At 67.6% G+C, this 17,684-nt stretch carries 17 protein-coding genes; 12 read left to right on the forward strand and 5 right to left on the reverse strand.

Annotation, left to right across the window (positions count from 1 at the left end):
* Positions 1 to 623: 623 nt before the first annotated feature.
* The 7 genes from BLV57_RS02365 to gcl are packed head-to-tail and all read left to right on the forward strand — an operon-like array spanning position 624 to position 9,442.
* The gene (locus tag BLV57_RS02365) at positions 624 to 1,601 is read left to right on the forward strand and encodes a 2-dehydropantoate 2-reductase (protein WP_091285977.1); all 978 of its coding nucleotides are present in this window, start codon (positions 624 to 626) and stop codon (positions 1,599 to 1,601) included.
* Positions 1,598 to 3,505 carry a molybdopterin oxidoreductase family protein gene (locus BLV57_RS02370; protein WP_091285978.1) on the forward strand — a complete coding sequence of 636 codons (1,908 nt, stop codon included), beginning with the start codon at positions 1,598 to 1,600 and terminating at the stop codon, positions 3,503 to 3,505. The genes BLV57_RS02365 and BLV57_RS02370 overlap by 4 nt, the downstream gene beginning before the upstream one ends.
* 11 nt (positions 3,506 to 3,516) lie before the next feature.
* Positions 3,517 to 5,217, forward strand: a complete 1,701-nt coding sequence (locus BLV57_RS02375) for an NADH-ubiquinone oxidoreductase-F iron-sulfur binding region domain-containing protein (protein WP_091285981.1) — start codon at positions 3,517 to 3,519, stop codon at positions 5,215 to 5,217.
* Positions 5,214 to 6,074 (forward strand): 2Fe-2S iron-sulfur cluster-binding protein, encoded by an 861-nt coding sequence (locus tag BLV57_RS02380; protein ID WP_091285982.1) that lies wholly within the window; start codon positions 5,214 to 5,216, stop codon positions 6,072 to 6,074. The genes BLV57_RS02375 and BLV57_RS02380 overlap by 4 nt, the downstream gene beginning before the upstream one ends.
* The gene (locus tag BLV57_RS02385; RefSeq protein ID WP_091285985.1) at positions 6,067 to 6,873 is read left to right on the forward strand and encodes a hydroxypyruvate isomerase family protein; all 807 of its coding nucleotides are present in this window, start codon (positions 6,067 to 6,069) and stop codon (positions 6,871 to 6,873) included. Before BLV57_RS02380 ends, BLV57_RS02385 begins: the two co-directional genes overlap by 8 nt.
* Positions 6,870 to 7,760, forward strand: coding sequence for a 2-hydroxy-3-oxopropionate reductase (locus BLV57_RS02390; protein ID WP_091285987.1), 891 nt, complete (start codon positions 6,870 to 6,872; stop codon positions 7,758 to 7,760). The genes BLV57_RS02385 and BLV57_RS02390 overlap by 4 nt, the downstream gene beginning before the upstream one ends.
* 2 nt (positions 7,761 to 7,762) lie before the next feature.
* Positions 7,763 to 9,442 carry a glyoxylate carboligase gene (gene gcl, locus BLV57_RS02395; protein ID WP_091285989.1) on the forward strand — a complete coding sequence of 560 codons (1,680 nt, stop codon included), beginning with the start codon at positions 7,763 to 7,765 and terminating at the stop codon, positions 9,440 to 9,442.
* 59 nt (positions 9,443 to 9,501) lie between these two features.
* Here gcl and BLV57_RS02400 read toward each other — a convergent pair whose 3' ends face one another.
* Complete coding sequence (locus BLV57_RS02400) at positions 9,502 to 9,927, reverse strand: pyridoxamine 5'-phosphate oxidase family protein (protein ID WP_091285990.1); 426 nt, start codon at positions 9,925 to 9,927, stop codon at positions 9,502 to 9,504.
* Positions 9,928 to 10,113: 186 nt separating this feature from the next.
* On the opposite strand from BLV57_RS02400, the gene BLV57_RS02405 reads away from it, so the two are divergent.
* The 3 genes from BLV57_RS02405 to BLV57_RS02415 all read left to right on the forward strand — a co-directional run bounded on the left by BLV57_RS02405 (position 10,114) and on the right by BLV57_RS02415 (position 12,639).
* The gene (locus BLV57_RS02405) at positions 10,114 to 11,055 is read left to right on the forward strand and encodes a PQQ-dependent sugar dehydrogenase (protein WP_176968473.1); all 942 of its coding nucleotides are present in this window, start codon (positions 10,114 to 10,116) and stop codon (positions 11,053 to 11,055) included.
* An 86-nt stretch (positions 11,056 to 11,141) separates the two neighbouring features.
* The gene (locus tag BLV57_RS02410; RefSeq protein ID WP_218134563.1) at positions 11,142 to 12,077 is read left to right on the forward strand and encodes a catalase; all 936 of its coding nucleotides are present in this window, start codon (positions 11,142 to 11,144) and stop codon (positions 12,075 to 12,077) included.
* A 151-nt stretch (positions 12,078 to 12,228) separates the two neighbouring features.
* Positions 12,229 to 12,639: a histone-like nucleoid-structuring protein Lsr2 gene (locus BLV57_RS02415; protein WP_091285997.1), complete on the forward strand. Its 411-nt coding sequence runs from the start codon at positions 12,229 to 12,231 to the stop codon at positions 12,637 to 12,639.
* Between the two features lie 40 nt (positions 12,640 to 12,679).
* Here BLV57_RS02415 and BLV57_RS02420 read toward each other — a convergent pair whose 3' ends face one another.
* From BLV57_RS02420 to BLV57_RS02430, 3 genes are all read right to left on the reverse strand, one after another.
* A complete protein-coding gene (locus BLV57_RS02420; protein WP_245757109.1) occupies positions 12,680 to 13,906 on the reverse strand; it encodes an SGNH/GDSL hydrolase family protein in 1,227 nt (408 codons plus the stop codon).
* Between the two features lie 69 nt (positions 13,907 to 13,975).
* The gene (locus BLV57_RS02425; protein ID WP_091285999.1) at positions 13,976 to 14,539 is read right to left on the reverse strand and encodes a GIY-YIG nuclease family protein; all 564 of its coding nucleotides are present in this window, start codon (positions 14,537 to 14,539) and stop codon (positions 13,976 to 13,978) included.
* Between the two features lie 69 nt (positions 14,540 to 14,608).
* Complete coding sequence (locus BLV57_RS02430) at positions 14,609 to 16,114, reverse strand: glycoside hydrolase family 28 protein (RefSeq protein WP_176968474.1); 1,506 nt, start codon at positions 16,112 to 16,114, stop codon at positions 14,609 to 14,611.
* A 197-nt stretch (positions 16,115 to 16,311) separates the two neighbouring features.
* Here BLV57_RS02430 and BLV57_RS02435 point away from each other — a divergent pair, with 197 nt between their 5' ends.
* Positions 16,312 to 16,857: an EF-hand domain-containing protein gene (locus BLV57_RS02435; protein WP_091286004.1), complete on the forward strand. Its 546-nt coding sequence runs from the start codon at positions 16,312 to 16,314 to the stop codon at positions 16,855 to 16,857.
* Position 16,858: 1 nt separating this feature from the next.
* Here the strand turns inward: BLV57_RS02435 and rnhA are convergent, their stop codons facing one another.
* A complete protein-coding gene (gene rnhA, locus BLV57_RS02440; RefSeq protein ID WP_091286007.1) occupies positions 16,859 to 17,311 on the reverse strand; it encodes a ribonuclease HI in 453 nt (150 codons plus the stop codon).
* A 55-nt stretch (positions 17,312 to 17,366) separates the two neighbouring features.
* Here rnhA and BLV57_RS02445 point away from each other — a divergent pair, with 55 nt between their 5' ends.
* Positions 17,367 to 17,672, forward strand: a complete 306-nt coding sequence (locus BLV57_RS02445) for a spore germination protein GerW family protein (RefSeq protein ID WP_245757110.1) — start codon at positions 17,367 to 17,369, stop codon at positions 17,670 to 17,672.
* Positions 17,673 to 17,684: the final 12 nt, after the last annotated feature.

A 17,684-nucleotide genomic window follows, 5' to 3' on the forward strand; every position in this document is an offset into this window, starting at 1 on the left:
TTTGGGCGTGTGCGCCGACTCTTCGGGTGCGTGTGATGGCTGCCTGAGTGCGTGCCCGACTTGCTGGGCGCGTGGCCCGATTTCCTTTGCGGGCAGGAAAAGGTGGCACGCGGGGAAAGGTTGCCCGCGGGTCGTGAGTGTTTCGTGACGGTCGGGGCTGTCCACGAGGCTCGCGAGTTGGCGCAGGTGTGCGGGGGAGGGGGGCGGGGCGCGCGTCTCGGAAGGGGCGAGATGCGTGTTCGGCGGGGCGGGACGCGTACCTGGGGAGTCGGCACACGTGCCTGAACGGTCGGCGCGCGGACTCGGCACGCTCCGCGAACTCGGCACACTCCGCGGGCTCGGCACGCTCCGCGGGCTCGGCACGCTCCGCGGACGACGGGGGCGGCCCGCGTGTCTTAACGGTCAGAACGCGTACCCGAGCGGTCGGCGCGTGCGTGCCTGAGGAGTTGGCGCACGTGCCTGAAGGGTTCGAGCGCGTGTCTGAACGGTTAGAACGCGTGTGTCTGAGCGGTCGGGACGCGTGCCTGGAGAGCCGGGAGGCGGGCGGGATAGGCCGGGTGGGGCCTGGCCAAGGGCAGGTCTACAGGATACTGTATGCAATCACGACGGAAGCGAGGTTCGTGATGAAGGTGGCCGTTCTCGGAGCCGGAGCCATTGGGGCGTACGTCGGGGCCGCGCTGTGCCGGGCCGACGTCGAGGTGCATCTGATCGCCAGGGGACCGCATCTGGCGGCCATGCGCCGGGACGGGGTGCGGGTGCTGAGTCCCCGCGGGGACTTCACGGCCGCGCCGCAGGTCACCGATGACCCGGCCGAGGTGGGTGAGGCCGACTACGTGTTCCTCGGCCTGAAGGCGCATTCGTACGCGACGGCCGGGCCGCTGCTCAAGCCGTTGCTGGGGGCGGACACCGCGGTCGTGGCCGCGCAGAACGGGATCCCGTGGTGGTACTTCCACGGGCTCAAAGGACATCAGCTCGAAGGCACGCGCATCGAAGCCGTCGACCCCGGCGGGTCCGTCAGTGAGGTGCTCGACGTCGAACGGGCTATTGGGTGCGTCGTCTACTGCTCGACCGTGATCGAGCGGCCTGGCGTGATCCGGCATCTCGAAGGGACGCGGTTTTCGCTGGGGGAGCCGGAAGGCGGCATCTCGGAACGGTGCGTGAGGCTCAGCGAGGCGATGATCGCGGGTGGGCTCAAGGCGCCGGTCGAGCCGAATCTGCGGGACGACATCTGGATCAAGCTGATGGGCAACGTCGCGTTCAACCCGCTCAGCGCGCTGACCCGGGCGACCATGGCCCAGATCTGCGAGCACGACGACACCCGCGAACTGGTCGCCACGATGATGACCGAGGCCATCGAGATCGCCCGCGCGACCGGGTGCGAACCGCGGATCTCCGTCGAGAAGCGGATCGACGGCGCGCATCGCGTCGGTCATCACAAGACGTCGATGCTGCAGGACCTCGAGGCGGGCAAGTCGCTGGAGATCGACGCGATCATCGGCGCCGTCGTCGAGCTGGCCGAGCTGACCGGGGTCGGCGCGCCCGCGCTCAAACACGTGCACGCGGCCGTCGGCCTGCTGAACCGGATCGGAGCGAACGCATGAAGCGCAAGGAAAAGACCCCGTACGTGCGGCTCACCGAACCGCTGGTCCGCGACTCCGGAGTGCTCCGCCCGGCGACCTGGGACGAAGCGCTCGACCGGGCCGCCGAGGGGTTCCGCAAGACACTCGACAACCCTGAAACCTTTGGCATGTTCTCGTGTGCCAGGGCGACCAACGAGATGAACTACGTGGCGCAGAAGTTCACGCGCTCGGTGATCGGCACCAACAACGTCGACTCGTGCAACCGCACCTGCCATGCGCCGAGTGTCGCGGGCCTGGCGAAGGTGTTCGACAGTGGCGGCGGGACCTCGTCGTATCAGGAGATCGAAGACGCCGACGTGATCGTCCTGTGGGGATCGAACGCGCGTGAGGCGCACCCGATCTTCTTCCAGCACGTGCTCAAGGCCGTCCACAAGGGAGCGAAACTCTTCGTGGTCGACCCGCGCCAGACGAGCACGGCCAAGTGGGGACACCGGTGGCTGCGGCTCAACGTCGGCACCGACATCCCGCTCGCGCACGCCATCGCCCGCGAGATCATCCACGCCGGACTGACCAACACCGGCTTCATCGAGCGCGCCACCGAGGGGTACGCCGAGTTCGCCGCGTCGGTCGAGCCGTGGACACTGGAAGCCGCCGAGCAGGAGACGGGCGTGCCCGCCGAGCTCATCCGCGAACTCGCGCACGCCTACGCCCGCGCCGATCGCGGGCAGCTGTCGTGGACGCTCGGCATCACCGAGCACCACAACGGCACCGACAACGTGCTGTCGCTGATCAACCTGTCGCTCTTGGCCGGGCAGGTCGGCCGGTACGGCGCGGGCCTGAACCCCTTGCGTGGCCAGAACAACGTCCAGGGCGGCGGCGACATGGGCGCCATCCCGGACCGGCTGCCCGGCTTCCAGAACATCCTGGACGCCGGCGTCCGCGCGAAGTTCGACGCCGCCTGGGGTTCGCACATTCCCCCGCACAAGGGGCTCAACCTCACGCAGATGCTCGACGCGATGGAACGGGGCGCGCTGACCTGCGTGTACATCATCGGCGAGAATCCCGTGCAGTCCGAAGCGGACTGTGAACACACGATCAAGCGGTTGTCCAATATCGACCATTTGGTCGTGCAGGACATCTTCCTGACCAAGACCGCGCAGCTGGCCGACGTCGTGCTGCCCGCCTCCGCGGCCTGGTGCGAGTCGGACGGCACGTTCACCAACAGCGAGCGCCGGGTGCAACGCGTCCGCAAGGCACTCGAACCGCCCGAGGGCGCGCGCGACGACATCCAGCTGCTGTGCGAACTCGCGCGCCGGCTCGGCCACGACTGGCATTACGACAGCGGAGAACAGGTGTGGGACGAACTCCGCACGTTGTCGCCGATGCACGCCGGGATGAGCTATCGGCGGCTCGAGGAACTCGGTGGCATCCAATGGCCGTGCTACCACGAAGACCGGCTCGAACCCACCTTCCTGCACGGACGGCTGTGGGAGGAGGACCCGGTGAAACGCGGGCGCCCCGCGCCGTTCAGCGTGATCGAGCACAGCCCGCCGGTCGACCTGCTCAGCGAGGAGTTCCCGATCCGGCTCACCACCGGGCGCAGGCTGGACTCCTACAACACCGGCGTCCAGTCCGGCGGCTTCTCGTCGCCGCTGCGCAAAGGCGAGACGCTCGACCTCTGCGAGCAGGACGCCGTCGCTTTGGGTGTCCGTGAGGACGAAATGGTCCAGATCTCGTCTCGGCGGGGCGCGATCGTCGCTCCGGTGCGGATCGACGAAGGCCTGCGGCCGGGGCTGGCGTTCATGACCCTCCACTTCCCCGACGAGATCGACGTCAACGTGATCACCATCGAGGCCACCTGCCCGGTCGCGGGCACCGCCGAATACAAGGCCGCCGCCATCCGCGTCGACAAGCTGCCCGTGTAGAGGGAGTCCGAGTGGACCTGCATTTCCTGAACTTCGGCCCGACCGAGGCCGAACGGTCGGCGGTCGACGGCCTCCCGCCGGGCCGTGACCAGCTGCTGCCCGCGCTGCACGCGGTCAACGACCGGATCGGCTGGATCAGCCAGGGCGCGCTGAACCACATCTGCCAGAAGCTCGAGATCCCGCCCGCCGACGCGTACGGCGTGGCGAGCTTCTACTCGCTGTTCTCGCTGACGGAACGTCCGCCTCGGATCGTGCGCGTCTGCACGGACCTCGCCTGCCAGGTCAACGGGGCAGAGCAGGTGTATAACGCCCTAGACGGCGTGGCGATAGAGCGCAGCCCGTGTCTCGGTGTCTGTGAGCGGGCGCCTGCGGCGCTGGCTTTCGAGGCGGGGGACCCGCCGGTCGAACGGCTGATCGCGCCCGCGACCGCCGAGAAGATCACCGAGATGTCCGAAGTGGACGAACCGCCGAAGATCCGGCAGCGCGAAGGTTTGCGGCTACTGCGGAGGATCGGTGTTGTCGATCCCGAGAGCCTGGACGACTACCGGGCGACCGGGGGCTACACGGCGTTGCGCACCGCGTTGCTGCTCGGCCCGGCCGGGGTGATCCGCGAGGTGACCGACTCGGGGCTGATGGGACGCGGTGGCGCGGCCTTCCCGACCGGCCGCAAATGGGACGCGACCGCGCGCCAGCCCGTCTCGCCGCACTATCTCGTGTGCAACGCCGACGAGAGCGAACCCGGCACCTTCAAGGACCGGGTGCTGATCGAGGGTGACCCGTTCGCGCTGATCGAGTCGATGACCATCGCGGCGTTCGCGACCGGCGCGAGCAAGGGCTACATCTACCTGCGTGGCGAGTATCCGCGCGCGTTCCGGCTGCTGCGCGGCGCGATCGAGAAGGCGCGCGAGTTCGGCTATCTCGGTACGGACATCATGGGCCACACCGGTTTCCGGTTCGACATCGAGATCCGCCGCGGCGCGGGCGCGTACATCTGCGGTGAGGAGACCGCGATCTTCAACTCGATCGAGGGCTACCGCGGCGAGCCGCGCACGAAGCCGCCGTTCCCCGTCGAGAAGGGGCTGTTTGGCAAGCCGACCGTCGTGAACAACGTCGAGACGCTGGTCAACGTGCCGCTGATCCTCACAGAGGGCTGCGAAGCCTACCGGCGGATCGGCACCGAGCGGTCGACCGGCACGAAACTGTTCTGCCTGTCCGGGAACGTTCGCGAGCCCGGCGTGTACGAGGTGCCGTTCGGCGTCACGCTGGGGGAGCTGCTCGACCTCGCCGGCGGCGTGCCGGGTGAACTGAAGGCGGTACTGCTCGGCGGAGCGGCGGGTGGGTTCGTCCGGCCCGACGAGCTGGACCTGCGCCTGACCATGGAAGACGCCCGCGAGGCGGGCACCACGCTCGGGTCCGGGGTCGTGCTCGCGCTCGACGATCAGGCCGATGTCGGCGCGTTCTTGCTGCGTATCGCCGCGTTCTTCCGTGACGAGTCATGCGGGCAGTGCGTGCCCTGCCGCATCGGCACCGTCCGGCAGGAGGAGGCGTTGCACCGGATCGTCGGCGGCCGCAGGCTCGGCGACGACCTGACGGTGTTGCGTGATGTCGGCCAGGTGATGCGGGATTCCTCGATCTGCGGGCTGGGCCAGACCGCGTGGAACGCCATCGAGTCGGCCATCGACCGGCTCGGCCTGCTGAAGGAGAAGCCATGAGTGTCGACATCGGACTGCCGCGCAGGCTCGTCGAGTGCACTGTGGATGGTGAACCGGTCCGGGTGCCCGAGGGCGCGACGATTTTGGACGCCTGCGACGGAATCCCGACGCTGTGCTACGGCGACACGCTGGAGCCCGCGAACGCGTGCCGGGTCTGCATGGTCGAGGTCGAGGGTTCGCGCACACTCGTGCCGTCCTGCTCGCGCAAGGTCGAACCGGGCATGGTGGTGCGCACCGACACCGAACGCACCCGGCACAGCCGCAAGCTCGTGCTGGAACTGCTCGGCTCGGCGACCGATCTGTCCACCACGCCGCAGGTCGATCAGTGGATGACCGAAACAGGCGCCGACCCCACCCGGTTCGGGCCGGACGCGGCGACCGTCCAGCAGCCGGTCAAGATCGACAATGAGCTTTATGTGCGTGACTACTCGAAATGCATCCTCTGCTACAAGTGCGTCGACGCGTGCGGTGAGCAGTGGCAGAACAGTTTCGCCATCACGATGGCCGGACGCGGGTTCGGCGCGCACATCTCCACCGAGTTCGCGAACCCGCTCCCCGAGAGCGCGTGTGTCTACTGTGGAAACTGCGTCGAGGTCTGCCCGACCGGCGCGCTGAGTTTCAAGGCGGAGCACGACAAACGCGTCGACGGCAGCTGGGACGAGGACAGGCAGACCCGGACGACCACGGTCTGCACCTTCTGCGGGGTCGGCTGCAACCTCACCCTGCACGTCCAGGACAACGAGATCGTCAAGGTCACGTCGCCGCACGAAAGCTCGGTGACGCACGGGAACCTGTGCATCAAGGGCCGGTTCGGCTGGCAGCACGTGCAGAACAAGCCGGAGGTGCCTCGTGGATGACCATGGCCTGCCCTACAGCGCGAACCTCTCGCTGCTGTTCACCGAACTGCCGCTGCTCGACCGCCCGGCGGCGGCAGCGGGCGCCGGGTTCACCGCGGTCGAGTTCTGGTGGCCGTTCACCGAGGCCGTCCCGCCCGCGGCCAAAGTGGACCGGTTCATCCACGCGATCAAGGTGTCCGGCGTCGCGCTGACCGGGCTGAACCTCTACGCGGGTGACATGGAGGCGGGTGATCGCGGGCTCGTCTCGTGGGTCGGCCGCGAAGCCGAGTTCGCCGAGAGCCTCGCCGTCGCGGTCAGGATCGCGAAACGCCTCGGCTGCCGCAGCTTGAATGCCTTGTACGGCAACAGGATCGAGAACGTCGACCCGGCGGAGCAGGACAAGCTCGCGCTGGCGAACCTGGATCTCGCCGCCGAGGAGGCGTGGCGCGCCGACGCGCAGATCCTGATCGAGCCGCTGTCGGGCGCCGACCACTATCCACTGCGGACGGCCGCGCACGTCACCGAGATCATCGACGAGATCGGCCGGGACAACATCCGCCTGCTCGCCGATCTGTACCACCTGGCCGTCAACCGCGACGACCTCGGCGCGGCGGTCACCGACCCGCGCGTCGGGCATCTGCAGATCGCGGATGCCCCCGGCAGGCACCAGCCCGGCACCGGAAGCCTCGACCTCGGCGGCTACCTGGGCAAAGCCGAGGCCGCCGGCTATCGCGGATACGTCGGCATCGAATACAAGCCGCTCGGCGGGACCGTCGCGTCGCTCGGCTGGCTGCCGTTCGAACGAAGGGGACGGGAATGACGAAACTGGGTTTCATCGGGCTGGGCATCATGGGCGGCCCGATGGCCGCGCACCTGGCCGCCGCCGGTCATGACGTGCGGGGCCACGACGTGAGCCCGGACGCCGCCGCGAAACTCGAGGCCGCGGGCGGGCAGGCCGCGCCGGACATCGCGGGTGCGGTGACCGGCGCCGAGGTCGTCGTCACCATGCTGCCGGATCATCCGCAGGTGGAGGCCGTCGTCTTCGGCCAAGGCGGGGTGCTGGAGTCCGCGGCGGCGGGGACGTTGCTGATCGACATGAGCACGATCCGCCCGGAGACCTCGATCGAGATCGCCCGGCGCGCCGAGCCGCGCGGGATCCGGGTGTTGGACGCGCCGGTGTCCGGCGGCCAGGCCGGTGCGGAACGGGCCGCGTTGTCCATCATGGCCGGTGGTGCGGCGGCCGACTTCGAGGCGGCGCGCCCGATCTTCGAGGTCATGGGCAAGACGGTCATCCACGTCGGGCCGCATGGCGCCGGCCAAGTGGTCAAGGCGGCCAATCAGCTGGTGGTCGGCGGGATCTACGGCCTGGTGTCCGAGGCGATCGTGCTGCTGGAAGCGTCCGGTGTGGACGCCGCGACCGGGCTCGACGTGCTCGCCGGCGGGCTCGCCGCCAGCCGGATCCTCGACCTCAAGCGCGAGTCGATGGTGGCGCGCCGGTTCGAGCCGGGCTTCCGGATCGACCTGCACCACAAGGACATGGGCATCGCGCTCGCCGCCGCGCGCCAGGCGGAGGTCTCGTTGCCGATGACCGCGCTGGTCGCGCAGCTCATCGCCGCCTGCCGCGCCATGGGGCACGGCTCTCTCGATCATTCGGCGCTGCTCAAGGTCATCGAGCGGCTGTCGGGCCGTGCCAAGTCGGAGGAGTGACCATGCCCAGGATCCCCGTCATGCAGGCGGTCGTGGAGGTGCTCGCCAGCGAGGGTGTCGACGTCGCGTTCGGCTGCCCCGGAGCCGCGATCCTGCCGCTCTACCAGGCGCTTCAGGGCAGCGGCATCGAGCACCTGATCGTCCGGCACGAGGAAGGCGCCACGCATATGGCCGACGGCTGGTCGCGCACGACCGGCAAGGTCGGCGTCGCGATCGGGACGTCGGGACCGGCGGGCACCAACATGATCACCGGGCTGTACACCGCGCAGGCCGACTCGATCCCGATCCTCTGTATCACCGGGCAAGCGGACTCGCGCAAGCTGCACACCGAGGCGTTCCAGGCGGTGGACATCGTCGAGATCGCCAAACCGGTGACGAAATGGGCGGTCCAGGCCAAGGAAGCGGCCCAGGTGCCGTGGCTGTTCCGTGAGGCGTTCCGGGTCGCGCGGTCAGGACGGCCCGGTCCCGTGCTCATCGATCTGCCGATCGATGTGCAGAAACAGGAAATCGAATGGGACAGTGGCATCGACGAGCCGTTGCCGATCGTGGTGCCTTCGCCGCCGGCCGCACGGGTGTCGCGTGCGCTCGATCTGCTCGAGGCCGCCGAACGTCCGCTGATCCTGGCCGGGGGCGGCGTCGTGCTCGGCGAAGCGAGCGAGTTGCTGCTCGAAGCGGCGACGCGACTCGGTGTCCCTGTGCAGGTCACGTTGATGGGTAAAGGAAGTTTCCCGGAGGACCACGAGCTGTTCGCCGGAATGGCGGGGATCCAGACCTCCCAGCGCTGGGCCAACGCCGCGTTCCTCGAGGCCGACCTGGTGCTCGCGCTCGGCGCCCGGTTCGGCGACCGGCACACCGGCGACCTCGACGTGTACCGCGGCGACCGGAAGTTCATCCACGTCGACATCGAGCCGACCCAGCTCGGCAAGGTGTTCGGCCCGGACCTCGGCATCGTCTCGGACACCGGCGCGTTCCTCTCGGCGCTGCTGGCCACAGGCCGCTCACCGGGACCACGGACGCGGTGGATACGGCGAATAGGTGAACTTCGCGAGGAATTATCCCGGCGCGAGGACTTCGAGGACGTCCCGATCAAGGCGCCGCGGGTGTTCAAGGAGATCAATGACTTCTATGACGAGAACGCGTACTTCGTCACCGCGATCGGGCTGTACCAGATCTGGTCCGGCCAGTTCCAGCGCGCGCACCGGCCCCGGCACTACCAAGTGTGCGGTCAGGCCGGGCCGCTCGGCTGGGAGATCCCGGCGGCCATCGGCGTCAAGAAGGCCAAGCCGGACGCGGAAGTCGTCGGGTTGGTCGGCGACTACTCGTTCCAGTTCCTGGTCGAGGAGCTCGCGGTGGCCGCGCAGTACGACGTCGGTTTCGTGCTGATCATGCTGAACAACGAATATCTCGGCCTGATCCGGCAGGCGGAGACCGGGTACGGCATGAACTTCGAGGTCGACCTGCACTACGACGCGTTCGGCACCGACAACGTGAAGATCATGGAGGCCTACGGCTGCGCGGGCACGCGCGTCACCGAGCCCGGCGAGATCCGCGCTTCGCTGGAGTGGGCGCGCAAGGAGGTCGAGCGCACGAACCGGCCGGTGCTGGTGGAGATCATGATCGAGCGCGAAGGCAACGCCGCCATGGGCAAAGCGCTCGACAGCGTCGTGGAGTTCGAAGCCTGATCGTGGGGGTCGTGAGTGGTACGGCCGGTTCTAACCGGCCATACCACTCACGACCTCGGTCAGGACTTGCTCTGGTCGTTGCTCAGCCACTTGGCCGGGCGCATGCGCACCAGCAGCGAGCCCTCGCCGAGCGCACCGTCCACATAGGCCTTCGCGTCCGCTTCCGGCAGGTAGCGGGCCGCGATGCGGTCGGCCTGTTCCCGCGTCGGGGCGCCGTCGTTGGCGACGACCGGGCCCTCTGCGGTGACGTACTTGTACGGCCAGCTCTCGGACTGCACGAGCAGGCTGAACCGTCCCGCGGCCTGGATCGCCTTGTCCTTCTGGGATCCGCGGTCCATCCAGATCAGGATCTCGCCGCCCGCTTCGTAGTCGTACCAGACGGGGACGGTCAGTGGCGCGCGCCCGTCCCGCTCGATGGCCAGTACCCCGACGTGCACCCCGCTGAGGAACTCTTCACGTTCCTCGGCGGTCATGACGAAAGACATCCGCTTCTCGCTTCCCCTGGGCGGGAGCTCATGTCCGAGCTCTATGGCTGGAAACAACACCAGTCACGCACCAGACATTCCGGGCTCGATGCACCGGCCACCGGTGATCTTGACAGCGCACCGGGTGAACGCTTCGCTCTGTAGGTCATGCGCGTCCTCCTGACAGCGGCCCTGACCGTCGCGGCGATGGCAACTTCCCAGTTCACGGCCCTCGCGGCGAACCACGACATAGCGACCGGGCTGACCCATCCGTGGTCGATCGGCTTCCTGCCGGACGGCAGCGCGCTGGTGACCGAACGGGACAGCGCGAGAGTGCTTTCCGTGCGGCCGGGGTCCGTGCGCGAGGTGCAGACGATCGCCGAGGTCAAGCCGAACGGGGTGCAGAGCGGACTGCTCGGTCTCGCTGTTTCGCCGCTCTATGCCGCGGACAAGACCGTATTCATCTACTACTCGACCGAAACCGACAACCGGATCGCCTCGCTCAAGCTCGGCGGCAAGCCGAAGCCGATCGTCACCGGGCTGCCGCTGGGGCAGAAGCGCGAGGGCGGCAGGCTCGCGTTCGGGCCGGACGGCTGGCTGTACGCGACCGTCGGCGACGGGCAGCGGCCCGAACTCGCGCAGGATCCGAAGTCGCTCGGCGGCAAGGTGCTGCGGATGACGAAGGATGGCAAGCCGGTGCCCGGCGCCAAGACGCTCGTCTACTCGCTCGGTCACCGCGATCCGCAGGGCATCACCTGGGACGACAAAGGCCGGATGTTCGTCTCCGAATCGGGGGAGCACGCCTTCGACGAGCTCAACCGGGTAGAGAAAGGGAAGAACTACGGTTGGCCGGTCTGTGAAGGCGTCTGTGGCAAGCCGGGTTTCGTCGATCCGGTCGTCACGTGGAAGACCGAAGAAGCGACACCGAGCGACCTCGGTTACTACAAAGGCAGCCTCTACATGGCGGCCAACCTCGGTAAACGGTTGTGGCGCATTCCGCTAAAGGACGGTAAGACCGGCACGCCGGAGGCGCTTTTCGAAGGTACGTTCGGCAAGTTGCGCGCCGTCGAACCGGCCAAGGACGGCTCGCTGTGGTTCACATCCACGAACGGCGGCGGCATCGACAAGATCGTGAGTTACACACCCTGATCCGGCGTCACCCGATGTGATCGGAGTGGGCTTTGTTCCCGTGCGGACAAAGCCCACTCGGGCAGCAGTCCTTGTATTCTCCGCTCGTGACCACACCGGACGGTATGACCGCCACCCAGGCCATCGACCGCATCGAGGCCGCGGCCCACCCACGTCCCCAGGACCGCCGCCTGCACGCGCACGGCGCCAACTACGACGCCAAGTTCGTCCCCAGTGGACAGATCGGCCACCTGACCAACGCCAGGCACCTGACCGAAGAGACCGCACTCGTCGTCCGGCTGTCCAATGGCTCGCCGCAGTACGATTCCGACGACCGGACCAGGGGCATCCGTGGTATGGCCGTGAAGTTCCTCGCCGACGGCAAGGGCATCCACGACCTGGTCGCCGCGAACTTCCGGGTGTTCCCCAGCAGCACGCCCGAGGGGTTCATCGAACTCGTGGAAGCGCTCGCCGGATCCACAGAGGACACTCTCAAGGCGAAGCTGACCACCGGCCGCAAGTTCGCCAGCTTCCTGATCGACCACAAGGAGAGCCACGCCGGGATCAAGGCGTTCCTGTCCCGTAAGGCTCCCGCCAGTTACGCGACGACCCGGTTCGACGGGCTGCACGCGTTCATCTTCGTGAATGACGCCGGTGAGCGGCGGGCGTTCCGGTACCGGCTCGTGCCGCAGCTGGGTGAGGTGGATCTCGACTCGGCGTACGGCGCGTCGCTGGACAAGCAGTTCCTCAACGCCGAGCTGGAGAGGCGGCTGCAGGCCGGTCCGGTGTCGTTCACCTTGGCCGTGCAGCTGGCCGAGCCGGGCGACGCCACGCACGATCCGTCGATCGCTTGGCCGGAACACCGGCAGCTGCTGCCTGCCGGCGAGATTCGGATCATCGGGCTTTCCCCGGAATCGGACGCCTGGGAACGTCAGGTTTACGACCCGATGCGGCTCGCTCCCGGTGTCGAAGCATCCGATGACACGGTGCTCGCTTTCCGTCCACATGCCTACTCGGTGTCCGCCGAACGGCGGCTCGGGTAGGTTTTCCGTCACATCAGAACAGCGTTCAAGAAGGATTTGCGGTCGTTTCGAGTCTCGATTCGCACCAAAACCGGCGCGGCTTACACATCCGCACGGCGGATCGGTTACCGTACGCATGTACCGCACATTCGAGTAATGAGGAGAGCGCTTCATGGCGCAAAAAGTTGTCGTCGAAATGGTCGACGACATCGACGGTGAGATCGCCACCCAGACTGTTCCGTTCAGCCTGGACGGCGTTTCCTACGAGATCGACCTGTCCGACGAGAACGCTTCGCACCTGCGCGAGGAGCTCGCTCGTTTCATCTCCGCCGGAACGCGGACCGGCGGGCGCAAGCTGCGCCTGGCCACCGGTCAGTCGGCGGCGAGCGGCGGCACCGACCGCGAGCGCTCCCGTCAGATCCGGGAATGGGCCCAGTCCAACGGCTACGAGGTCTCCGACCGCGGTCGTCTCGCCGCCGAGATCGTCGACGCCTACGAGGCCGCCCAGGCGGCCGTCGCGGACGCTGGCGACGACAAGGCCCCGCGTAAGCGTGCCACCCGCAAGAAGGCCTCGGCCAAGTAAGTAGCACCACCGCCTGGTGGCCGTCGATCTGGCACGTCTGTCACAAACGCGCCAGGTCGACGGCTTCGGCCATCGCACGGTAACCCGCGTCGCCCGGGTGCAGATGATCACCGGAATCGAACTGCGCCCGCATCTTGAGCGGATCCTGCGGATCCCGGATCGCCGCGTCGAAATCGACCACGCCGTCGAACACCCCGCTCGTGCGGATGAACTTGTTCACCGCCAGCCGGGTCGCTTCCAGCGTTTCGTCGTACACGCGCCAGCCTTTGAACGGTGTGAGCGTCCCGCCCAAGACCTTGATTCCGTGCGCGTGCGCGCGGGCCACGAGCTGTTCATAAGCGGCGGTGATCCGCGCCGGATCGGTTTGATGCGGATCCTGCTGGATGTCGTTGATTCCTTCTAACACGATGAGTGTGCGAACGGACGTTTTGGTAAGGACATCGTCGTTGAACCGAGCCAATGCGTTGCGCCCTGCGCCACCGGGCCCGCCGAGCAGCAGCCGGTTCGCGGAGATCCCCGAGTTGACGACGCCGAAGTTCTTGCTGCGGTCGGCCAGATAGTCGGGCCAGCGCCGGTTGGTGCTCCCGGTCGAGCCGACCCCGTCGGTGATCGAATCGCCCAAGGTGACCACCGAGCCCCGCGCGCCGGATCCGCGCACGTCGACGCCGGTCACGTAATGCCAGACGGCCGTGGTCTCGGTGTAGGCGGTGCCTTCGGTGTCCAGCGCGTGATCGCCGTCGCGCGTGAAGAACGACGTCTGGCTCGCCGCGGGGTGATACGTCACCGGCCCTGACGGCGTCGGGACATAGGTGGTGACCAGCAGGTCGGAGTCGGCCGGAATCGCCAGGTCGACACTGTCGCTCTGCACCTCGGCGCCCGCCGGGATCGTCACGGTCGCGCGCTTGCCGAAGGTGAGTTCCTTGACCGTGCCCGGTTTCGCGTCCGCGGTCCCCGCCTTCGCCGAGACGGCGACCGAACTGTGCCCGAGCACCAGCGGGGAGTTGCCGAAAGCGTTGGACAGCGTCACGCGGGTGGACCTGCCACCCACGCTGGTATGGACCACGTTGCGGATCGAGAAGTTCGGGTACCCGTTGTCCGTGCCGGGCACCGGCCCCGCGGCCGAAGCGCCCCAGGTGCCGACCCACGCGCCGGGATCGGGTGGCGCCGGGAACTGTGCGCTTGCCTGCGCCGCGCCGAGCACCACGGCGGCGGACACTCCCAAGGCGACAACGCGGATCTTGCGCACGAAACCTCCCGCAGTCGGCAACAATCCGACTATAAGAGGAAAAGGTGGGTCCTCAACCCCTGCTTTCGTTCCTGTCCGGTCCTTGTCCGGCTAGCGGAGCACCGGGAGCGCCCGAGCGCGCGCCCTGGCTTGGGCGCGGGCCTCCGTGAGCCGAGGGTGGAAAACATGAGCGCTGTTCTGCGAGAGATTGAGCGGTAGGTCGACGCCGCGGATCACCGCTGATTCGACCGTCCAGGGTTCCGCGCAGGGAAACCAACACACTCTGGCGTACTCGCTCATCCAACCGGACAGTTCGGCCTCGCCGGCCTGCCCGAACGTCATCCGGGTTCCACTTCCGACACGACGCAGTTCGAGACCGAGCAGACAGCCGAGGGTGAGCCTGAGCGTGGAGCCTTCGGCATTGCCGCGAAAGTGGTAGCGGATGCGCTGGCGCAGCGTCTGGGTGCTGGACCGGGTCCGCATGTGCCGGGGCGCGATGCCGACATAGAGCAACCGGTTCGCGTCCAGGCCTTCGGCCGGCGGCGTGAGGAAATGCCAGCCGTAGATGCCGGGGACGGCGGGCACCGGGGTCGGGCGGTCGAGCACCTGGCTTCGGGTCCACAGCGCGGATGGTCGCTGCAACCGTTCGGTCCAGTCATCGGTGCTTTCGGTCATTCGCTCAGTCTGCCCGAACGCGAAACCGGCGGGCCTCCGTGGAAGCCCGCCGGTTTCCCGGTGAAGCCGCTACTGCGTGCGGATGCGCAACGCTTGGCCGCTGGTGGTCGTGCTGTCGCTCACCTGCTGCGCGCTGCTCTTCTGCCACGTGACGTCGTAGCTGCCTCCGCTGCGTTCGACCTTGGTGCCGCTGAGGAACACGCCCGCCACGTCGTTGGTCAGGATGGCCGGGCGGCCGTCGGTCTTGTCGAACTCGAAGACGCTGTCGACGAAGCCGATCGCCTTCGCGTGGCGGATCCAGAAGCCGTACGACGGGCGCTTGCCGAAGATGCGCGGCGGGTAGGCGTCGGAGACCTCGGGCGGCGTGGCGCTGGCTTCGGAGGCCGGGTGGCCGCCGGGGACGGTCAGCTTGACCGACTCGAAGGTGACGTTCTCGATGGGGGAGTCGGTACGCCCGGAGATGGTGCTGGCGTAGTCGGGGTCACCGGGGATGTCCTTCGGCGCGGTCAGGCCGGTGCCGGTGACGTTCTTGAAGGTGATGTCGCGGATCTTGCCGGGACCGGGCTTTCCGGGGCAGCGGCCCCGGTTGCCGATGTGCAGGAAGATCGGCGAGCCGGTCTTGGTCAGCTTGATGTTCTCGTAGCTGATCTTCTCGATGGTCGCGCCGTCCATCGACACGAGGCCGAGGCCCGCCTTCGACGCGCCGCCGATGGTCAGGTTCTTGAACTGGATGTTGCGGAAGCTGCCGCAGGTCTCCGAGCCGAACTGCACGGCGTTGTTCTCGGTCGAGGTGATCGAGGTGTCGCGCACGATGTTGTTCTCGGACACGAACGTCTTGCCCAGCGCGTAGTCGCTCTTGAACGCGACCGCGTCGTCGCTGGCTACAATGGTCGAGTTCGACATCTCGATGTTCGAGCTGTTGATGAAGTTGATGCCGTCGCGGTCGTCGCCGGTGTCGACCTTGAGCTTGTCGATCTTCATGCCGTCGCAGCCGTTGGTGATGATCGCGAAGTGCCCGGCCTGGCGCAGCGTGATGCCGCTGATGCTGATGTTCTTGCACAGCGTCAGCGAGAGCATCTTGTCGGCGATGCCCGCCTTGATGTCCTCGCCGGTCTCGATCTTGTTGTTGCCGTCGATGACCCCGGAGCCGGTGAACGAGACGTTCTGGACGCCGGCGCCGCGCAGCAGCGCGTTGTTGAAGTGGCTGTGCCCGAAGTCCTGGTACTTGTCGTTCGGGTTGGACTCCGGCGCGTCCATCCCGCTGCCGGAGGCGATGATCTTCGAGCCCGCCTGCAGGTTGATGGTGATGTTGCTCTTGAGGTGGATCGTGCGCGCGAGGTAGGTGCCCGGCGGCACCTCGACGATGCCGCCGCCCGCGCTGCTCGCGGCGGTGATGGCCTTGTCGAAGGCGGGGGAGTCGACGGTGGTGCCGTTGCCCTTGGCGCCGAAGTCCTTGACGTTGAAGGACGCCGCGCTGGTGGTAGCCGCTGTGGCGGCTCCGGCGGGTGTCAGCGTGGCGAGTGCCGCGGTGAGGGAGAGCACGGTGAACAATGCTCCGGTCGGTCGACGCTTCATCATCTTCCTTCACTAGGGGGTGCGGCGTCGAGGCGGCGGAGCTCGAAGATGCACTGAAAGCGGTTTCGCCTCGGAACCCTAAGAGTGCGTTCCGGGCCACGTCAACCGCCGGAAGACGGCCCGTTTTGGCGGGTGGAAAACAGTGATCCGCTATCGGGCTACATACAGTGAGTGGCCGCCGCCGATAGCTTGGTCCGATGCTGACCGAACTGCAGATCGCCAACCTGAGCACCGCGTTCGACGTTCTCGACGTCACCCGCGACGGCGCGCTCGATCAGGACGATTTCGAAAAGATTTCGGAATCAGTGCTCTCCGGAATCGACCGGCCCGCCGGTTCGATATACGGCCAGGCCGTCCGCGACGGCTACCTCAATTGGTGGGAGCAGATCCGCGAGGACGCCGACGGCGACGGTGACGGCCGGGTCAGCAAGGCCGAGTACCTGGCCGCCGTCGACCGGGGCCTGTTGCACACCACGGATTACCTCGACGCGGTGACCTGCGTCGCGGACGCGTTGTTCACCGCGGTCGACACCGACGGCGACGGCTCGCTCAGCCGTGCGGAGATGGGCGCGATCTACGCCAGCGTCGGCATCGGCGGCGAGATCGCGGCGGGCGCGTTCGACCAGATCGACACCGACGGCGACGGCCGGATCACCTCGGCCGAATGGCGAGCCGCCGTTCAGGGGATATTCATGGCGACCATGGCCGAGGCACCCGGTTCGAATATGCTCGGCAACGCCTGAATCACCGTTTCCCGGTCGCTTCTTCGAGGCCTTTCGCGGCCAGCCGGTCGGCGCGCTCGTTCTCCGGGTGCCCGGCGTGCCCCTTGACCCAGTGCCACTCGACCTCGTGCCGCGCCGCGGCCTCCTCGAGCCGTTTCCACAGGTCGGCGTTCTTCACCGGCTGCCGCGCCGAGGTCTGCCAGCCATTGGTCTTCCACTTGGCGACCCAGCTCATGATGCCGTTCCGCACGTAGGTGCTGTCGGTGTACAACCGCACGGTGACCGGGCGAGTGAGACTTTCCAGCGCCGCGATCGGCGCGGTCAGCTCCATCCGGTTGTTCGTCGTCTCGCCGGCCTCACCGCCGCACAGTTCCTTCTCGACGGTCCCGTACCGCAGCACCGCGCCCCAGCCACCCGGCCCCGGATTGGGCACACAGGCCCCATCGGTGAAGATCTCGACCACTTGCTCGCTCACCGCGCCACCCTAACGGCCGCGGTGTGGTTTCGTGGGCGGGGTGAAACTCAACGACATGATCAGCACCGTGCGTGACTCCATCACGGTGCAACGGGTGTACGCCGACCCGATCGAGCGTGACGGCGTCCTGATCATCCCCGCGGCCAGTGTCGGCGGAGGTGGCGGCGGGGGCCAGGGCCGCCAAGGCCCCGACGAAGGCGAAGGCGCCGGGTTCGGCGCGGGCGCCCGGCCGGTGGGCGCGTTCGTGGTCAAGAACGGCTCTGTCTCCTGGGTGCCCGCCGTCGACGTGACACGCATCGTGAAGACGGTGTTCGGCGCGCTGGTGGCGATCGCCTACCTGCATTTGCGGAGAAGACGCTAGCGCCTGGCACAA

This window comes from Amycolatopsis xylanica (assembly GCF_900107045.1).
GTDB classification, from domain to species: domain Bacteria; phylum Actinomycetota; class Actinomycetes; order Mycobacteriales; family Pseudonocardiaceae; genus Amycolatopsis; species Amycolatopsis xylanica.